Origin of the sequence: Streptomyces sp. NPDC046727 (assembly GCF_040645635.1) — a bacterium.
GTDB lineage: Bacteria > Actinomycetota > Actinomycetes > Streptomycetales > Streptomycetaceae > Streptomyces.
Genome location: NZ_JBEYYR010000002.1, coordinates 242,706 through 257,301 on the forward strand (window position 1 = coordinate 242,706; position 14,596 = coordinate 257,301).

A 14,596-nucleotide genomic window follows, 5' to 3' on the forward strand; every position below is an offset into this window, starting at 1 on the left:
CACTCCCGCTTCGGCCGCGAGGACGAGCGCCATGCCCCCCCGACTGGCTCGGTGCGCGGGTGTGGCCGCGCTGACCGTCTGTGCGGTGGCGGTTCCCGCGCCCGCCGGGAAGCAGGACGGTACGAGCGCGTCCGCCCGCTTCGGGCGCGGGGTCGCGGATGCCGGTACCGGCCGTCCCGTCAGCCCCGGGCATGCGGCAACGCGTCGGCAGCGTCACCAAGACCTTCCCTGTCGCCGCGATCTCGCAGCAGGTGGAGCAGGGCCGGATCGGGCTCGACACGCTGATCGGCGACTACCTGCCGGGGCTGGTCTGATCCTCGGTCAGCTCCTGGAGAAGGTGACCGGTACCACCGCCGAGCGGTACACCACCCGGAACGTCTGGGGGCCGGCCCTCCCGCGATCGGCGAGCAGATCGGGGGAGGGAGCACCGGTCGGTCCGTGCGGAGTCGGAGCCGTCGGTCAGGCGGTCGGCCGCGGCTCCGCAGTGGTCAGCGCCCTGCCGCCGGTCCGGCCCGGCTGCCGCAGCAGCAGCGTGCCGGCCCCGGCCACCGTCGAGACGCCGCCGACCAGCGCGTAGGCGCCGTTGTAACCCCGGGCGCCGACGAAGACGAGGGTCCTTGCGCCCCCGGTGGTCCGACAGCGTGGGCCATCCGCTCGCCGTGGCGGACCCCGTCGATCCACTGCCCGGGCTGGACTTCGGCCCGGTGATCAACGCGGCCAAGGCCAAGGAGCTGACCGACCAGGTGGCCGAGGCCGTCGCCCGGGGCGCGCTTCCTGCCCGGCCAGGACACCTCCGCATACGTCCACCCGGTCACCCTCCTCAACCCGCCTCCCTCCTCCCCGCTGCACCACGCGGAGCCCTTCGGTCCGGTCGACACGATCGTCCTCGTCGACAACGAGGCCGAGCTGCTGGCCCCCATGAACGCGTCCAGCGGCGCGCTGGTGGCCACGCTCGCCGCGGACGACCGGGCCGTCCACGACCGGCTCGCCCCTTGCGGTCACCTCGGGCCCGGCGGGGGAGCGGCTGCCCGGGAACTTCCCGGAGTACCAGCTCATGCCGTGATCCTCACGCACCGTACGAAGATCCTCGCAGCCTGTATATCGTCGGCAATCCGGCGGACCGGCCCCCCGGGCCGCCCTCCGGCGCGACGGATACGCAGGTGAAACGCACCCCGAAACCTTGGTATTGTTGTCCATGTCGCCGCGGGGAACACACCCCGCCCCGCAAGGCGGCAGACACCTAGTCCGGGTGGCGGAATGGCAGACGCGCTAGCTTGAGGTGCTAGTGCCCTTTATCGGGCGTGGGGGTTCAAGTCCCCCCTCGGACACAGAGTTGCCCCACGGCGCCCGGTTTCCGGGCAGGGGACATTGGCACCCGCTTCCGGCTCCCGACCGGGGCGGGTGTTCGTCGTTGCGGTGCTGTCGGCCTGGCTTCTCCCTTTGCCGACGTTTCGTGGGGCCGTGCTTTGGTCAGCTGATGGTGATCCTTTTCTGCCTGGCGTGTGTTCGCGGTCAGGGTTGTGGTCGCGGGGTTGTAGGTCAGGGTGATCTCCTCGCTGCGCAGGTGGGCGATTGCCTGGGCCGGTGTCGGCGGCGCCGGATCACAGCTCACGGGTGCCGACCCCGGAGGATCCAGGCGGCTGGTGAGGCGGAGGTGCAGGGCCGGCAGGTGTGGCAGTACCTGGTCTTCGCGCAGGTAGGCGTTGGGGGCGGGCTGGGTGACGCTGGTGTGGCCATGGCGGCACCGGTAGCCAGGACGGTGGTGAGTCCAGTGGGACTCCATGCGTCGGCCGCAGATGCCGCAGCACAGCAGCCCCGCGAGGAGATACGTGCGTCTGGATACCGTCTCCCGGCGGGCGTGGAGGTTCTGGACGGTGATGAAGTCGGCCTCGCTGACCAGTGCCGGATGGGCGGGTCGGGCGGAGATGATCCAGTCAGTGGGGGTGTTCCAGTGCATGACGTCGTGGTGGCCGAGTGTGGTGTTGGCGGGGTCGATCAGGTCGTGGTCGGTGCGCTGCCGGTTCCATACCTGGCGGCCGGTGTAGCGGGGATTGGTGAGGATGGACCGCACTGTGTTCAGTACCCACCGCTGACCGTTACGGTGCGGGTTTCGGGTGGGGTCTGCGGCGGCCGGGCAGGGGATATCGGCGTCGTTCAGCGCGCGGGCGATACGGGCGATGCTGTGGCCGGCCAGGCGCTGGGCGAAGATCCAGGACACGATCGGCCCGCACTCGGGATCCGCATCCAGACGCTGCATGCGGACACCGCGGCGGGCGAGGGACCGGTTGGAGTGCGGTCCGGCGTCGGCGAGACGGTAGCCGTACGGTGGGCGGCCGCCGAGATATCGACCCTGGTCGCGTGTTTGCACGGTCATCGCGGCCAGCACCCGGATCCGGGCGCGGGCGATCTCCCGCTTGGACAGGATGCCGAGCAGGATCATCAATTCCTCCTGCCCGCCGACCCGCGGGTCGACGGCTCCACCCAGTTCCAGCCCCCACACCTCGACGCCGTAGTGGCCGAAGAGCGGAGCCATGGTCGCGAACTGGTTGCCGTAGAAGGCCCGTTCACTGGAGCCGATGACAACGGCATCGAACTCCCGGTCGGGATCGGCCATCGCCGCCAGCAGCGCGGCGGCTTGGGGCCGCCGCGCCCAAGGGATGGTGCGGCTGCGGCCGGTGTCGAAGAACTCGGAGACGATCCGCCCGTGCCCGGACACTAGGGCCTGCGCTCCGAGCAGTTGCCAGGCCTGCGACGTGGCGGGGTCCTGATGGTCCTCGGTCGACACCCGGCCGTAGAACGTAAACCGCAGACCACTGGCGGACGGCATGCCGACGGCGGAGGAGCCGGCAGTCCAACTGCGGGCCCAAGCCGTCAAGAAGACTTGACCCGTAGGGGGCTGTTCGGCCGGACGGTGCGGCGCTCCCATGATCGGCGCCTCCCCTTGCTCGCTGTGCGTTGCCTCACCGTGGACCTGCCCGGACAGAGCGGGTCGGCTGCACGAATGTTGACCCGAACGAGTGAAGATCGCGGCGTCGGTGTTGACCAGCCGCAGTCCTGGCACGCGGGGGTAAACGGGTGCGGGCCCGTTCGATCTGGCTGAGGGAGGCATCGACGGCGTCCACGTGTGCGCCGTGGGTGCGGGCCAGGTGTGCGGCGTGCCGGGCGGGGCCGCAGCCGAGGTCAAGGACGCGCAGGCCCTTGAGGTCCCCGAGGATGCGGTCCCCCGGCCCGTTGGCCGGGCCCCACGTGATCTGGTCCACCTCCGTCAGGGGCGTACCGCGCCGCAGGTGGTGTGTTCCGTAGGCGTCCCAGGCGAGGCGTGTCTGTCGTTCGATGTCCAACGCGTTGGCTCCCATGTCGGGTTCAGAAGCGGAGTGCGTAGCAGCGCAGCACGTCGAGATCGGCGGTGCGTACGACCGACCAGCCCGCGGTGAGCGTCTCGGCCTCTGCGGCGGTGATCCCGAGGTGCTTGCAGGGGTCGCTGTGTTCGCGGCGACCGGCGAGTTCGGTGACGACCCAGAAGGTCCCGCCGGGTGCCAGGACCTTCCGGACGCGGTCGAGGAAGGCCGGCTTGTCGTCCATCCACCGGTAGACCAGGCGGCAGGTGACGACCGCGTACGCGCGGTTTGGCAGGGCGTTGACGTCGTCGGCGGCGAAGTCCATCAGATGCCAGGCCAGCCCTTCGCCGTACTGGTGGCTCCGGGTCTTCTGGGCTGCTGCGGCGATGGCGCTGGGGGAGAAGTCGATACTGGTGGTGCGGTAACCGAGCTCGTGGAGGTGGTGGGCAAGGGCGCCGTCGCCGGTGCCGATGTCGAGGGCCGGGCGTCCACGGCCGGGTCCGACGTGATCTGCCAGGAGCGCGGCCTCGGCGCTGCTGACTTCCCGGTACCGGCGGCCGCCGGCCCAGAGCGGCTCCCAGTAGTCGGCGGTGGCGGGGGTGGTCGTCATTCGGCTCCTTCGCGAGCGGGAGGGACAGCCGAGGCCGTGATCCCGCTGGGCATCGGCGGACGTTTCGGACGGAGCGCAGCAGCAGAAGCAGGACGAGGATGCCTGGAGGAGCGCACCGAGCGCGAGGGGTGGTGCGTACGTCGAGTAGGTGGGCAACCAGAACACCGGCGATCGCGACAGCGAGCGGATAGGAGCCGGCAATCACTGCAATCACCGTGGTGCTGACGGCCTGTATCTGCCCGGTACTGCGGATGGCACAGGGCTTGCCACATCGGCAGTTCGGCCCAGTGCTGATGCTGACCGCCGTGGCCCGGTCCTACGCCGGATCGATGGGGTGGTGTGTGTGGAGGGTGAGTCCGGTGATCCGGCCGGATTGGATGACGGGAGCGTGCTGTACGCCTCCACTGATGGTGTTGTGCACGGTGCTTGGTTGTGTATCTGCGTTGTTCGTGACGTCTTGCAAGGATGTGAGCAAGTCGCGGAGGTCGTCGCTGGTTGCGGAGCCTGGCTGCAGGAGATGTCGCAGGTAGGCGTGCGACTGGTTGGTGATGTCACGGGTCGTTTGTGCGTCACCTCTGGCTTCGGCGGCGAGTAGCCGAGTTCGGGCGGTGTCCAAGTGGGTGATCGAGGCTTCATCTGCACCGATGCGTGAGAAATACCGCCCGACGAGTTTGCGGGCATGCATCCAGGAGTCGGTGACCATGAGCGAGACCAGGGTGGTCGCTCCGGATGCGGCGAGGGCGGCCAGCTCACTGTCCATCGGTCTTCCTTTCAGAGGGCGAGGCTTCGGGCGTTCCGTCGGGCGCGGCGTGTGCTGAGGCCGATGGGTCATCGACGTTCGGTGTGACGCTCGCCGGCGGATCGAACCTGCGGAGTAGGTCCTCGGCGGTCTCGTGCCGATCCTGTGTCTTGATGACGTCGGCGATTTGCTTGGCCAGCATTGCTCGTCGGACGTCTCCGTCTGTGAAGCCCATGCTGTTGAGGAAGGCCTCGAAATGGTCGGCGGTCTTCAGCTCTTGTTCGAAGGGGGGTGCCGGCTCCGGCAGCGGACCGGGTCGTTCGCCGTGCGGCTGGGCTATGAGATGAAGAAGCCGTTCGGGCACGTCCGTGTCGTTGGCGGCGGACGTGAGCTGCGCGAGCAGACCGAGATCAGCCACGGTCTTCTCTACATGGTCGTCGTTCTTGGCGAGCCACCAGACGACCGCGCTGCCGGTGTCCTTCAGTACGTCTTCGCTCAGGTATTGCCGCTTGCTCTGCTCGTACTTCCGCTGATGTTCCCAGACCGCCTTGTCCTTGCGTACTTCGGCGAGTCGGTCCAGCCGTTCTTGGTCGTGTTCGGGCAAGGCAAGTGTGATGTCATCCGCCATGACGTGAAGGTGGCCGGTGGGGTCCGGGAGCATCCTGCTGAGCGCACCGCTCAGTTCATGCTGGACCAGGGATGGCCGACCTGGCTCCCGCTGCTCGGTTATCGAGCGGGCTCGGTCCAGGACTGCTTCGACTGCGAGGCCCACTGGGTTGAGGATGGGGTCGTTGCCGACTGCTTCGCGGGGGTACCACCGCACAGTTGCCGAGAACACGAAGTCGTAGTCGGTCCACTGGCTGGGCAGTGCCACGTGTCTGACGTGGTGTTCCCTGCGTTCGACGGGGGGATCTGTGCGCTGCTCCTGCACGTCGACTGGCAAGGGACCACGTCGTAATGCGGCGAGTTTGAACGCGGCTGCGGGGATCCCGACGAGGATTACGGCCAGTGCGGGCCAGGCAAACGTAGGCCAATTCTGCGTCAGGCCGAGAATGCTCAGCAGGAGGCCGCACAGGATGGTGAGGAAGACGGTCGTCGTCTTGCAGCCGGTCGTCATGGTGTGGTCCCCCTCGGTGATGCGGTGGGCGGTGGCGTGTCGTGAAGGGCGAGTCCCTGGGCCGCGGAGATCTTTTGGAGCAGCCGCTCGGTGGTCGCGGCAGCTCGTACGGCTCCGCCGGGGGCGGTGCGCTCGGCGGCGCGGGCGCTTGCGTACAGGGTGGCGAAGGTTGTGCCACGCTTGCCCTTACATTGGTCGGCCGCGTCGACGAGGAGGCCCAGCAGCAGGTCACCACGATGTCCGGCATCGGTCGCCGTATGCAGCCAGCGCTCTGCGTAGGGTCGCCACTCAGCATGTGGCAGCTCGTCCAGCACTGCTCGCCAGCACGTGGTCACGGAGGTCTGCACCCCGTTCTCCTCCACCAGGGCGCTGGAGTTGTCGTAGGGGGCGAGGAGCGCCACCGGGTCACAGGCGGGTAGAAAGATACGGAGTTCGGCGGGGGAGAGGGCTGAGCGTGCCAGACGGTCGAGCAGCCGCCGCCGTAGTCGGCTGCTTGTTGCCACCAGTTCGCACACTTCCTGCAGGGCGCGGGTGGTGCCGCGCTCCCGGCGAGCCAGGTGGTACAACCGGAGCATGGCCTGATCGGGGTGGCTGGACGCGATGACATCCGCGCACACCCGGACAAGGACCTGCGCGAACTCTCCCTTGAGGTGCTTGTTGGCGCACCACTGGTAGATCCGTTGGCGGAAGCTCCTGCCGTGTGCAGGGTCGTTGAGCCCGCAGGTGAGCGCATGGACTGCGGCCTCCAGGCGGGCCCGGCTCGTGGTCGTGGCGCTCCAGTCCTCGGCCAGGGAGGCCAGACCTTCACCGCGTCCGGTCCGCAGATACTGCGCGGCCAGCCGCGCCACCAGTCCGTCACGGACCTCCCGGGTGACGTGTGGGTCGTTCAAGTCCACGCTGCCCGCGGCCCAGGTGCCGAGATACTGTCGCAGTTCGGGCATGTGATCCCAGAAGTGGGCGCGGATCGCCGCGTCGTAGTCGAGCTCCGTGAAGCGCACGTGACCGTCTGGTCCGGTACCGGCGGAAATCTCACGCAGCCGCTCGGCGAGGTCCTTGCGTTGGAGCAACGGGATTTCGTCCGGTGGGTGCCTGAGGGTGCTGAGCAAGAGTTGGGCCGCCTGGTGGACGACATCGGCATGGGCGCCGTGCAGCATGGCGACCGTGATCAGCAAGGCGCGCTGCGGGCCCTCGCGTAATCCGGTGACGACTGTGGCGATCTCCTGGCGCCGGTCGTCCCGCGCTTTGCGAGCCGTTGCGTACCACTGTCGGAATCCGTGGCCGGCGGGAGCTGCCTCGCGAGCGCGGCGCACCAGGTCTGCGAAGGCCGCGATCTCCCGCATCGGCCACTCGTCATCCGGAATGTCGACCGTCTGATCAACAGCCAGGTACTGCTCGTGGGGCACACCATGCACCCGAAGGTGGCGCTGGAAGACCTGCAGCGCGGGTGGGCGTCGGATTTCAACACGGTATTGCTGTAGGTCTGAGTCGAGCGCGCTCCCGTGCGGCATGACGACCACGAGATGGGCGTGCTGGTCGTGCACAGCCTTGCGGAGAGTAGAGAGGTCCGCTCGGGCTGCGGTCCAGCGGTCGGCGTGCGTGGCCGACAGGTCCAGCAGCAGCCGGTCGCCGGCGCCGACGAGATCCGGGTCCCTCAGGGGCAGTTCGTCCTCCTCGTCGGGCAGCAGTTCGTGGAAGACGCCGGTGTCCTGATGATGTTCGCGGAGAAGTATCCGAGCCGCCGAGGTACGACCGCTTCCCGGGGTGCCGGCCAGGATGACTGTGCCGGTGTCGGACAGCGTGCGGCGGGCTTCTCCCATGCCGATCGGGTCGACCAGGACCCGGCGCAGCCACGTGAGCTGGTCGTCAGCGACACGCCGGAAGGCGGACGTGTCCGTATCCTGCAGATGAGTCCCGACGGTGAAGTAGATGTCGCCGCTGCCGGTGTGCATGGGGCCGCGGGGGTTGTCGACCCATGTGCTGTGGCGCTCGCTCACTCGTCGTCGCCTTCGCGCCGGTCGGACTCACCGAAACGATGCCGGATGTCTCCGTGATGGTCGCCTTCGAAGTACGTCATCCCGTCGCCGGAGAAGTGCCGGCCACCCGACACGTGGCGCGAGTTCTGGTAAATGTTGCCTCGCCCTGTGTGTATCGGCCCGTTGGAGCCCTTGATGACGGTGCCGCCGACATCTCCGGTGAAGTCCCGGCTCTGTACGGCCGTTCCGATCACGTCTCCGGTCGAGTTCGTCACAGAGCCGGGCGCGGGCGAGGCGGCGGCGTCCCGGTCCACGTCGTGGAGGCCGGCCATCTCGGCCACCAGGTCACCGAGATGCTTCAGCCCCGCCTCGGTGTCGTGCCCGTCCAACCGTATGGACTGGAGGTCGGCCAGCCGCGCCAGCTCGTCCGGCAGGTCCGCCTTGTTCAGTCGATCCGTCTTCCGGCCGTCCAGTACGGGAACGACCGGGATCCCGCAGGTGAAGGCCTCCAGAATCTCTTTGCGTACCCAGTCCTCCGGGTCACGCAGCCGGGCCTGGAAGTTCGTCCAATCCGGCCCGATGACAGCCAGGAGCACGGAGCAGCGCCGTAGACCCGTCAACAGCGCGTCGGGATACGCGCTGCCCGGGGAGATGGACTTCGAGGCACGGAAGGCGCGGTCCTGGCCGAAACGGCGTGACAGTTCGTGGTCGATGAGTGCGGCGGTCTTGTCGCCGTCCCCAGTTCGGTAGTTGATGAACACATCGGTCACGGCCATTCCTCTCTTCAGGAAGCAGGGAAGTGTGATAAGGAGCCCAGACGTGCAGCCAGTTGGCGTACTGAGGCGTGATGGGAGCGGCGGCCCAGGACGTGGGCGAGGCGCCGGAGATCGATCGTGACGGTTGCGGACCGGACGGCTGCCACTGCGTCGAGGAGCGGTGCCGTCGTAGCACAGGCCTGCTCGATCTCACCGGCCGACGCGTAAGCAAGCGCTCGGCGTACGCCGTACCGCACCTGCGTGCGCACCGCCTCGGGCGAGACGCGTGCGAGTTGCCGGGTCAACTCCTCTGCCGCCGCGCGCGGTTGGCCGAGGTCGAACAGGCACCACCCGGTGACCATGCCGACCGAGTCGGGCAAATGCATGCTGCCGATCACTGGTGTGTCGGCATCGTCCTCCTGGCGGGTCAGCAATGGCCGTGCCCTGTCCAGAGCGCGAAGGCATGCGTCGCGGTCGCCGGCCAGCGCGTGACCCTGGGCCTCACGCTGCGCAGCCAGCCCGCGGATTCGCGGCGGGAGCGTACCGCTCTGCGCGCGCCGCGCGAGGACGACCGTCTGCTCTGAGTCGTCTTGGTACAGCGTGACCAGCGCCCGACGGACCAGCGCATACCCGGCCAGCGCCCGGTCACCGCCGGCAGCCGCCAGATCCACCGCCCGCTGCGTCCACCAGAGTGCCGCCTGTTCGTCTCCGGCTTCCTGCACCAGCCAGCCAACGTACTCGGCATACCGGGAGCCGAGTTCCAGTAGACGCCGACGGGTGCGGGAGTCCGCGTGCACGGACAGTTCTCGCAACGTGTGCGTCTGTGCGATCAGGCCCGGCAGCAGGAAGCCGGGCTCCGCGCCCTGGCCGAGCCGGCGGTAGTGCGTGAACAGCGAGCGGGACGCTTCGAGCATGCCGCCCGCAGCTGCCGCGGAGACCGGTCCTTGGCCACCGGTACGCCACTTCATCAGCGACGCGGCGCCGGCGCTGACGATCTGCCGTCGGCTCACGGGCTGGAACCAGCTCGGACCGTCCGGTGACAGCTGCATCATCCACTCCTCCTCGTCGATCCCGCTGGCCACCCCTGTGTCCGGTGCACCGGCAGTGGGCGTGGCGACCAGGGCGATCAGCGCTCCTCCTGCTTTGAGGGCGGCGTCGCACAGTCTGGCGAGATCGCGGCTGGGCGCCTTGATACCTCGTTCGACCTTGCTTAGGTGCGCCTTGCTGTAGTGCACGGCGGCAGACAGTGCGGTGAGACTGAGTCCGGCGTTCAGGCGCCTTCTCCTCAGCTCCTCGCCGAAGTCGGTGGACGGCTGCGGCACGGAAACCTCCATAACCATCCATCCAGATGAACGTGGTTGCCGCACGAAAGAGTGCGGCAACCACGGCTGGACGGACAAGGCGAACGATGCTGTTTCCCGTTTCCTTTCCCGTAGATGGGACGCCGCACGTGTGGCTCCAAAAGCCACGATCACTGATGACACCTGGCTCTTCGATCGCTATGGAGATCCAGGTGTCGAAGTCCAGCCCCACCACCCCGCCGCTTGACCGTGAGGCCAGGCGGCGCCTGGCGGTCATACGCCTCGTACCGCCGCTACCGGCCGAGGGCGTCGAGGGTCTGCGCCACCATTCCAGGGCACCGAAGACCTCCCCGAACCCGACAAGTCGAGGTGGTCGGGAAGATCATCTTTCTGAAGCAGAACTAGCACATCGTGCCCCGGGGAGATCACGATGTATGCGGGCCAGCCCTCCTGCTGCCTGCCGGACGCGCGTACGGCATCCTTCAGCGATGAAGCCCGATCCCGAACCCTGGTACAGCACCACCCTCAACGTCTGGACCCTGGCGGGAGTGCTCGTCGCCAGCTGGACCCTCGTCAAAACGATCACCGAGGGGTGGCGCCGCACTATCGGCCGTAGGCGCTACCTCACCACTCGCCTCCGCAAGATTGCCCCCAGAGTCCGGCATGACTATGTCGAGTCCTTGCTTGGCGCGCCGAAGTGGCAGTCGACGATGGAATGCACCCGTCTCACCGCCGCTGAGCCCGAAGAAGCCGACGACAAGGACAGAAAGGTCGAGATCACCGTCCGGACCTGGCCCCTGTCACGGCTCGGGTACCTGGTGACCTGGTCCGAGGAGGACGTCGTGGTCATGTACGGGATCACCACGACCAGCTGGTGGTTCCGGCCTCGTATACTGATAGACCAAACGCAGATCCGACTGGGGAAGACTGTTTTCGCAGTCCTCAACGACATCGGCGAGCACCGGGCTTGGCTTGGCAACCGCCGGTTCGGGTACCTGGAGAGCCACTACTTCGGCAACCCTGGCGGCTACCGCTGGTGGTACGTCGGAGTCAACGACATCGGATACAACGCCGTCCCTCTTTCCCTCGACTGGTTCGACGACGAAGACGACTCCCTCACCCGGCTGCTGCCCGACAGACGAGACGCCTACCGGGCGAGCGCACCGATCAACACCGTCGTCGTCAGTAGTACGGCGCTGTACGAGGAACTCCAGGATGGCAGCTTCTTCGGCATCTCCTTGGGAGTCGACCAGGACTTGGTCCGCTTGGCCGATCCTGAGTTCCACGTGCTTGACAGCCGAATCAGCCGCGGTCAACGGCGTATCCGGGAGTGGCGCTGGCGCCTGAACTACCGCCGCTGGGAGAAGAAGCAGCGGGTCCTGCAAGACCGGTGACGGTGGTGTTGAGGACTGCCGGCCGGAGGAGCTGGGTGACGATGGCTGGGTCGGCTCCGGCTTCGAGGGCTGCCTAGTAGCGGGCGAGTCGCCGCTCACCGTCCTTGATCGCCTGGCGTGCTCGAGCCTGTTCGGGGTCTGGGTGTCTGCGGCGCTTGCGAGGGGTGAGGGCTTCGATGGCGGCGGTGAGCCGTTCGGAGGCGAAGGCCCTGGCGGTCCACTGGTCCAGGGCCCGGCACACGACGTCTTCGCGCAGGTTCCTGCAGGTATCCCGCAACCGCCCGCGTCTCATCAGACGCTCAGTCGGGCGAGCTGCGGGGAGGCTCCAAGTCCCGTCAGCAGGCTGACCTTGGGTACGGTTTTTCCAGCTCCCTGGCGCCCGGCAATCTCGGACTTGAGGGCTTCCACAGTCGTGGCAGACCACTGTGCCTTGGCCGTAGCCAAGATGAGACCGGCCGCTCCGACGAGTGTGCACCCTTCCATGAGCTTGCTGGCCTCGCGCCGTCGTGCCTTGGGATTGTCACCGAGCGAGTCATTGCTCTTGGCTTCCCCCAACCACAGCTCCTCGGTGGTGGCCAAGGCAAAGTCCATCTCCACGAATCGGTCGCCGTCTTTGAGAAGTTCGAACTCCTCGCAGACCAGGGCATGTCGCGCCCAGTACTGACCGCGCAGATACTGCGTGGCCAGCAGGGGTACGTCTCCGTCGTTCATGACGAGTTCAAGGACTGCGGGATGGAGGTCGTAGAACCAACGGGGCTCGTGTGTTACGGGCTTCCAGCGGTCTTTTGTCAGCTGGTTGTCACCTCCGCAGCGCCTGCAGCGGTAGCTCTGGCTGATCTCGGCAAGAGGGTAGAACTCGAGAATGGGGCAGTGGCCGCAGCCCAGGATCAGCCCACGGCGCAGCACGCCCTGTGAGGTCCATTGGTCGATCTGCTCTCTGCGTGCTGTCAGATCCCAGGCAGGGGCGCCGTGAGCCGCGATGGCTTCCCAGGCTAGTACGACCGCGGACTTCAATTTCCACCAGCCGCCGTCCGGACAGCCATTTGGTGCGGTGTCGGGCAGGAAGCGGCGTAGCAATGGCCATCCCGGGCTCGCGGCCAGCGCTTCCAGTGCGGCGCGGGATCCAAGGAGGCGCTCGGTGATGGAGGCGCGTTTCCCGGCCGGGCTGGGAAGGACCTGGATGCCTTCGGCGGATGCCGAGACCTGCAGGATGCGTTTGATGCCGGGCCAGGCCAGTTTGGGGGACGCCAGCGAGCCGGCCAGTGACGCTCCGCTGGGCACGAAGTCGAAACGGTGAGACCAGTACGTGATGCCGCCGTCGGCGGCGCGCACGAAGGTCTCCCACGGATTTTGATCGTCTGCGGTGACGGTCGATGGCCCAAGTGCGGCCAGCGGAGGCAGCGGGTGGTTGGCGGCGGTGAGAGTGAGCTGCCAGCGGTGCCTGTCTGGATCGAGGCCGCGAGGAACCTCAGCGGCCAGTGAGAGCGATGCCTGAAGCGAACCGTCCGGCTCCACAGTGACGGGCAGGGAACGTGGCTGTTCCCAGGCGTCTTTCAAGACCACCATGAATGGGTGATCCAGATCGATGTCGGTAGGTGCTACCACATCGAAGCGACGTTCTTCCTGCTCTGCCTCGATCTGCCGGATGGGGCGCTTGTCCCATCTCGACTCGATGCGCTGCCGGGTCTCCTCCATGCTCAGCGACGCGCTCGTCACCAGCAGCCGGTCCGATTCGCGACGAGAAAACAGCCACATGTCGCTGAGCCCAGGCTCTGCCCAGGGAAGCCATGTCACCGAGCCAAGGATCTGCCGCAGGGCTTCGGCAAGCGCGAAGTCTTCGGGCTGGTCGCCCAGGATCAGGATGCGCCTCCGGGGCCGGAACGCTCTCGTGATCGGGACACACAACCCGGCCTCGTGCGAACGCAACGCCCTGAAATTGTCAGGTGCACCCGGGTGCAACTGCGAGAGCAGCGGCGCCTCGGCGCCCCTTGTTGCCGCGTCCCGCCATTCCTTGACCGTGATCTGCCTGTCGATCGCAGACTCGTCGATGCCGACATGCATGGCGTAGGCCAGGGCCTCCGCCGTAGTCACGAGACTCCTCGGCACACCGACGAGCGGGGTCGTGGCCACCTCAGCTAGCGGCGTCAGTTCACGAGCGTTGTCGTCGTCGAACAGATGGCTGCATTGGATGAGGTCTTCTCGTCTATTGATAGCGAGCTGCGAACGGAGCTGGTCAGCGGCCACTTCTGCTTCGTGCACGGCGGAGCCGTTCCAGGGTTCCCTGCGGAGCATTTGCCTGAACTGCTCACCCGCAGCACTGTCGGAGATCTTACGTTCGGCCAGCAGCCTGTCGACGGTGCCCGGATTCAGCGCGTCGTACGTGGTCCACGACGGGATGTAAGCAAGCACGTGGTCGGGGTTCAAACGAGCCAGGCATCGTTTGACGGCGGGGTGTCCAACCGCGCTTGAAGGCACGACCACGCTTCCGCTGCAGCCCCACACCGTCGACAGTCGCGCAAGAGCGGCTGCAGTCCAGGAAATCCAGTGCCTGTCGTGAGGTGCCACTACGACGTTCCGGGGCGGCCTGGCCGCATACGACAGCGGAAGAAAGGTGATGGGCTGCTCAGGCATCCGTCCAGTCTTGCACCCGCAGGTTGACGCAGGGTGCCGATTTTTCCGTCCGCGCAGTTCAAGCGGTATCTATGTGCATCCTCGTGGAGGAGGCCGCCGAGTCGATCACGCAGGACGGCCGGCGACCGCAACCGCCAGGGCCACCACCCGGGAACGCAAGAGCTGCAAGCCGGTGATCGGCTACAGCTACATCCACTTCGCCGAAGCCGACCCCCCTTGGCTCGCCTGCAGGAAAGCCCTCACGACGAGCGCCAGGCCAGCGCTGTCGCCTTCTGGCGACGTGCGAACACCTTCTTCACCGCGTAAACCTACATCCGTCCGCTCCTGCTGGCCGTCAGTGCTGCCGCTGCCCGAACCGGCGTCCTCCCCGAAGCAATGTTTAGGATTTCGGCATCTCTGGCGCATCGGGACTGCACTCACGTAAGCACGCTGCACAGTGAGCCACGGGTGAGCGATCCGACTCCCTGTTCACCGTCGCACGGATCGTTCGAGGTACGGCCACGGACAACTCGGACCGCCGGAACCAGTGGCAACGGCATGAACGTCCTTGCTTTACCTGCGGAAAGGCTGGCCAGGGGGAAGGCGGGACGGTATGACACGGCCGTGGAAGATCGTGCTGATCGTGGTTGGGGTGGCCTGCATCGCTGCGACGCCGATGGTGTGGTTGCTGAACGGCCCGGGGACAGGGGAGCTGGTCTGGGCGTGGTTGCAGCCCCGGCAGGGGGACTCGGCCACGGA

10 protein-coding genes, 1 tRNA gene and 3 pseudogenes are annotated in these 14,596 nt (G+C 67.2%); 4 read left to right on the forward strand and 10 right to left on the reverse strand.

Features of this window, described 5'->3' with window-relative positions; genetic code table 11:
• Positions 1–31: 31 nt before the first annotated feature.
• Positions 32–311 (forward strand): annotated as a pseudogene (locus ABZ937_RS03240) (serine hydrolase domain-containing protein); the annotation flags it as partial.
• Between the two features lie 148 nt (positions 312–459).
• On the opposite strand, the pseudogene ABZ937_RS03245 reads toward ABZ937_RS03240, so the two are convergent.
• A pseudogene (locus tag ABZ937_RS03245) lies at positions 460–609 on the reverse strand (MFS transporter); the annotation flags it as partial.
• A 32-nt stretch (positions 610–641) separates the two neighbouring features.
• Here ABZ937_RS03245 and ABZ937_RS03250 point away from each other — a divergent pair.
• Both ABZ937_RS03250 and ABZ937_RS03255 read left to right on the forward strand, forming a co-directional pair.
• Positions 642–1,063, forward strand: a pseudogene (locus ABZ937_RS03250) (aldehyde dehydrogenase family protein); the annotation flags it as partial.
• A 180-nt stretch (positions 1,064–1,243) separates the two neighbouring features.
• Positions 1,244–1,328 (forward strand) — tRNA-Leu (locus ABZ937_RS03255).
• On the opposite strand, the gene ABZ937_RS03260 is transcribed toward ABZ937_RS03255, so the two are convergent.
• The 8 genes from ABZ937_RS03260 to ABZ937_RS03295 form a co-directional block, all read right to left on the reverse strand.
• Positions 1,310–2,785 carry a recombinase family protein gene (locus ABZ937_RS03260; protein ID WP_361685097.1) on the reverse strand — a complete coding sequence of 492 codons (1,476 nt, stop codon included), beginning with the start codon at positions 2,783–2,785 and terminating at the stop codon, positions 1,310–1,312. The two genes, ABZ937_RS03255 and ABZ937_RS03260, sit on opposite strands and share 19 nt — an antisense overlap.
• Positions 2,786–2,960: 175 nt before the next feature.
• Positions 2,961–3,356 (reverse strand): methyltransferase domain-containing protein, encoded by a 396-nt coding sequence (locus ABZ937_RS03265; RefSeq protein ID WP_361685099.1) that lies wholly within the window; start codon positions 3,354–3,356, stop codon positions 2,961–2,963.
• A 7-nt stretch (positions 3,357–3,363) separates the two neighbouring features.
• Positions 3,364–3,948: a class I SAM-dependent methyltransferase gene (locus ABZ937_RS03270; RefSeq protein WP_361685101.1), complete on the reverse strand. Its 585-nt coding sequence runs from the start codon at positions 3,946–3,948 to the stop codon at positions 3,364–3,366.
• Positions 3,949–4,264: 316 nt separating this feature from the next.
• Positions 4,265–4,708: a hypothetical protein gene (locus tag ABZ937_RS03275; RefSeq protein ID WP_361685103.1), complete on the reverse strand. Its 444-nt coding sequence runs from the start codon at positions 4,706–4,708 to the stop codon at positions 4,265–4,267.
• Positions 4,698–5,804: a hypothetical protein gene (locus tag ABZ937_RS03280; RefSeq protein ID WP_361685105.1), complete on the reverse strand. Its 1,107-nt coding sequence runs from the start codon at positions 5,802–5,804 to the stop codon at positions 4,698–4,700. The genes ABZ937_RS03275 and ABZ937_RS03280 overlap by 11 nt, the downstream gene beginning before the upstream one ends.
• Positions 5,801–7,798, reverse strand: coding sequence for a hypothetical protein (locus ABZ937_RS03285; protein ID WP_361685107.1), 1,998 nt, complete (start codon positions 7,796–7,798; stop codon positions 5,801–5,803). Before ABZ937_RS03285 ends, ABZ937_RS03280 begins: the two co-directional genes overlap by 4 nt.
• Positions 7,795–8,547, reverse strand: a complete 753-nt coding sequence (locus tag ABZ937_RS03290) for a toll/interleukin-1 receptor domain-containing protein (protein ID WP_361685109.1) — start codon at positions 8,545–8,547, stop codon at positions 7,795–7,797. Before ABZ937_RS03290 ends, ABZ937_RS03285 begins: the two co-directional genes overlap by 4 nt.
• 14 nt (positions 8,548–8,561) lie before the next feature.
• Positions 8,562–9,854, reverse strand: a complete 1,293-nt coding sequence (locus ABZ937_RS03295) for a helix-turn-helix transcriptional regulator (protein ID WP_361685111.1) — start codon at positions 9,852–9,854, stop codon at positions 8,562–8,564.
• Positions 9,855–10,321: 467 nt separating this feature from the next.
• On the opposite strand from ABZ937_RS03295, the gene ABZ937_RS03300 reads away from it, so the two are divergent.
• Entirely contained in the window at positions 10,322–11,227 is a 906-nt protein-coding gene (locus ABZ937_RS03300) for an ETEC_3214 domain-containing protein (protein WP_361685113.1), read from the forward strand.
• Positions 11,228–11,518: 291 nt separating this feature from the next.
• On the opposite strand, the gene ABZ937_RS03305 is transcribed toward ABZ937_RS03300, so the two are convergent.
• The gene (locus ABZ937_RS03305) at positions 11,519–13,636 is read right to left on the reverse strand and encodes a hypothetical protein (RefSeq protein ID WP_361685115.1); all 2,118 of its coding nucleotides are present in this window, start codon (positions 13,634–13,636) and stop codon (positions 11,519–11,521) included.
• Positions 13,637–14,596: the final 960 nt, after the last annotated feature.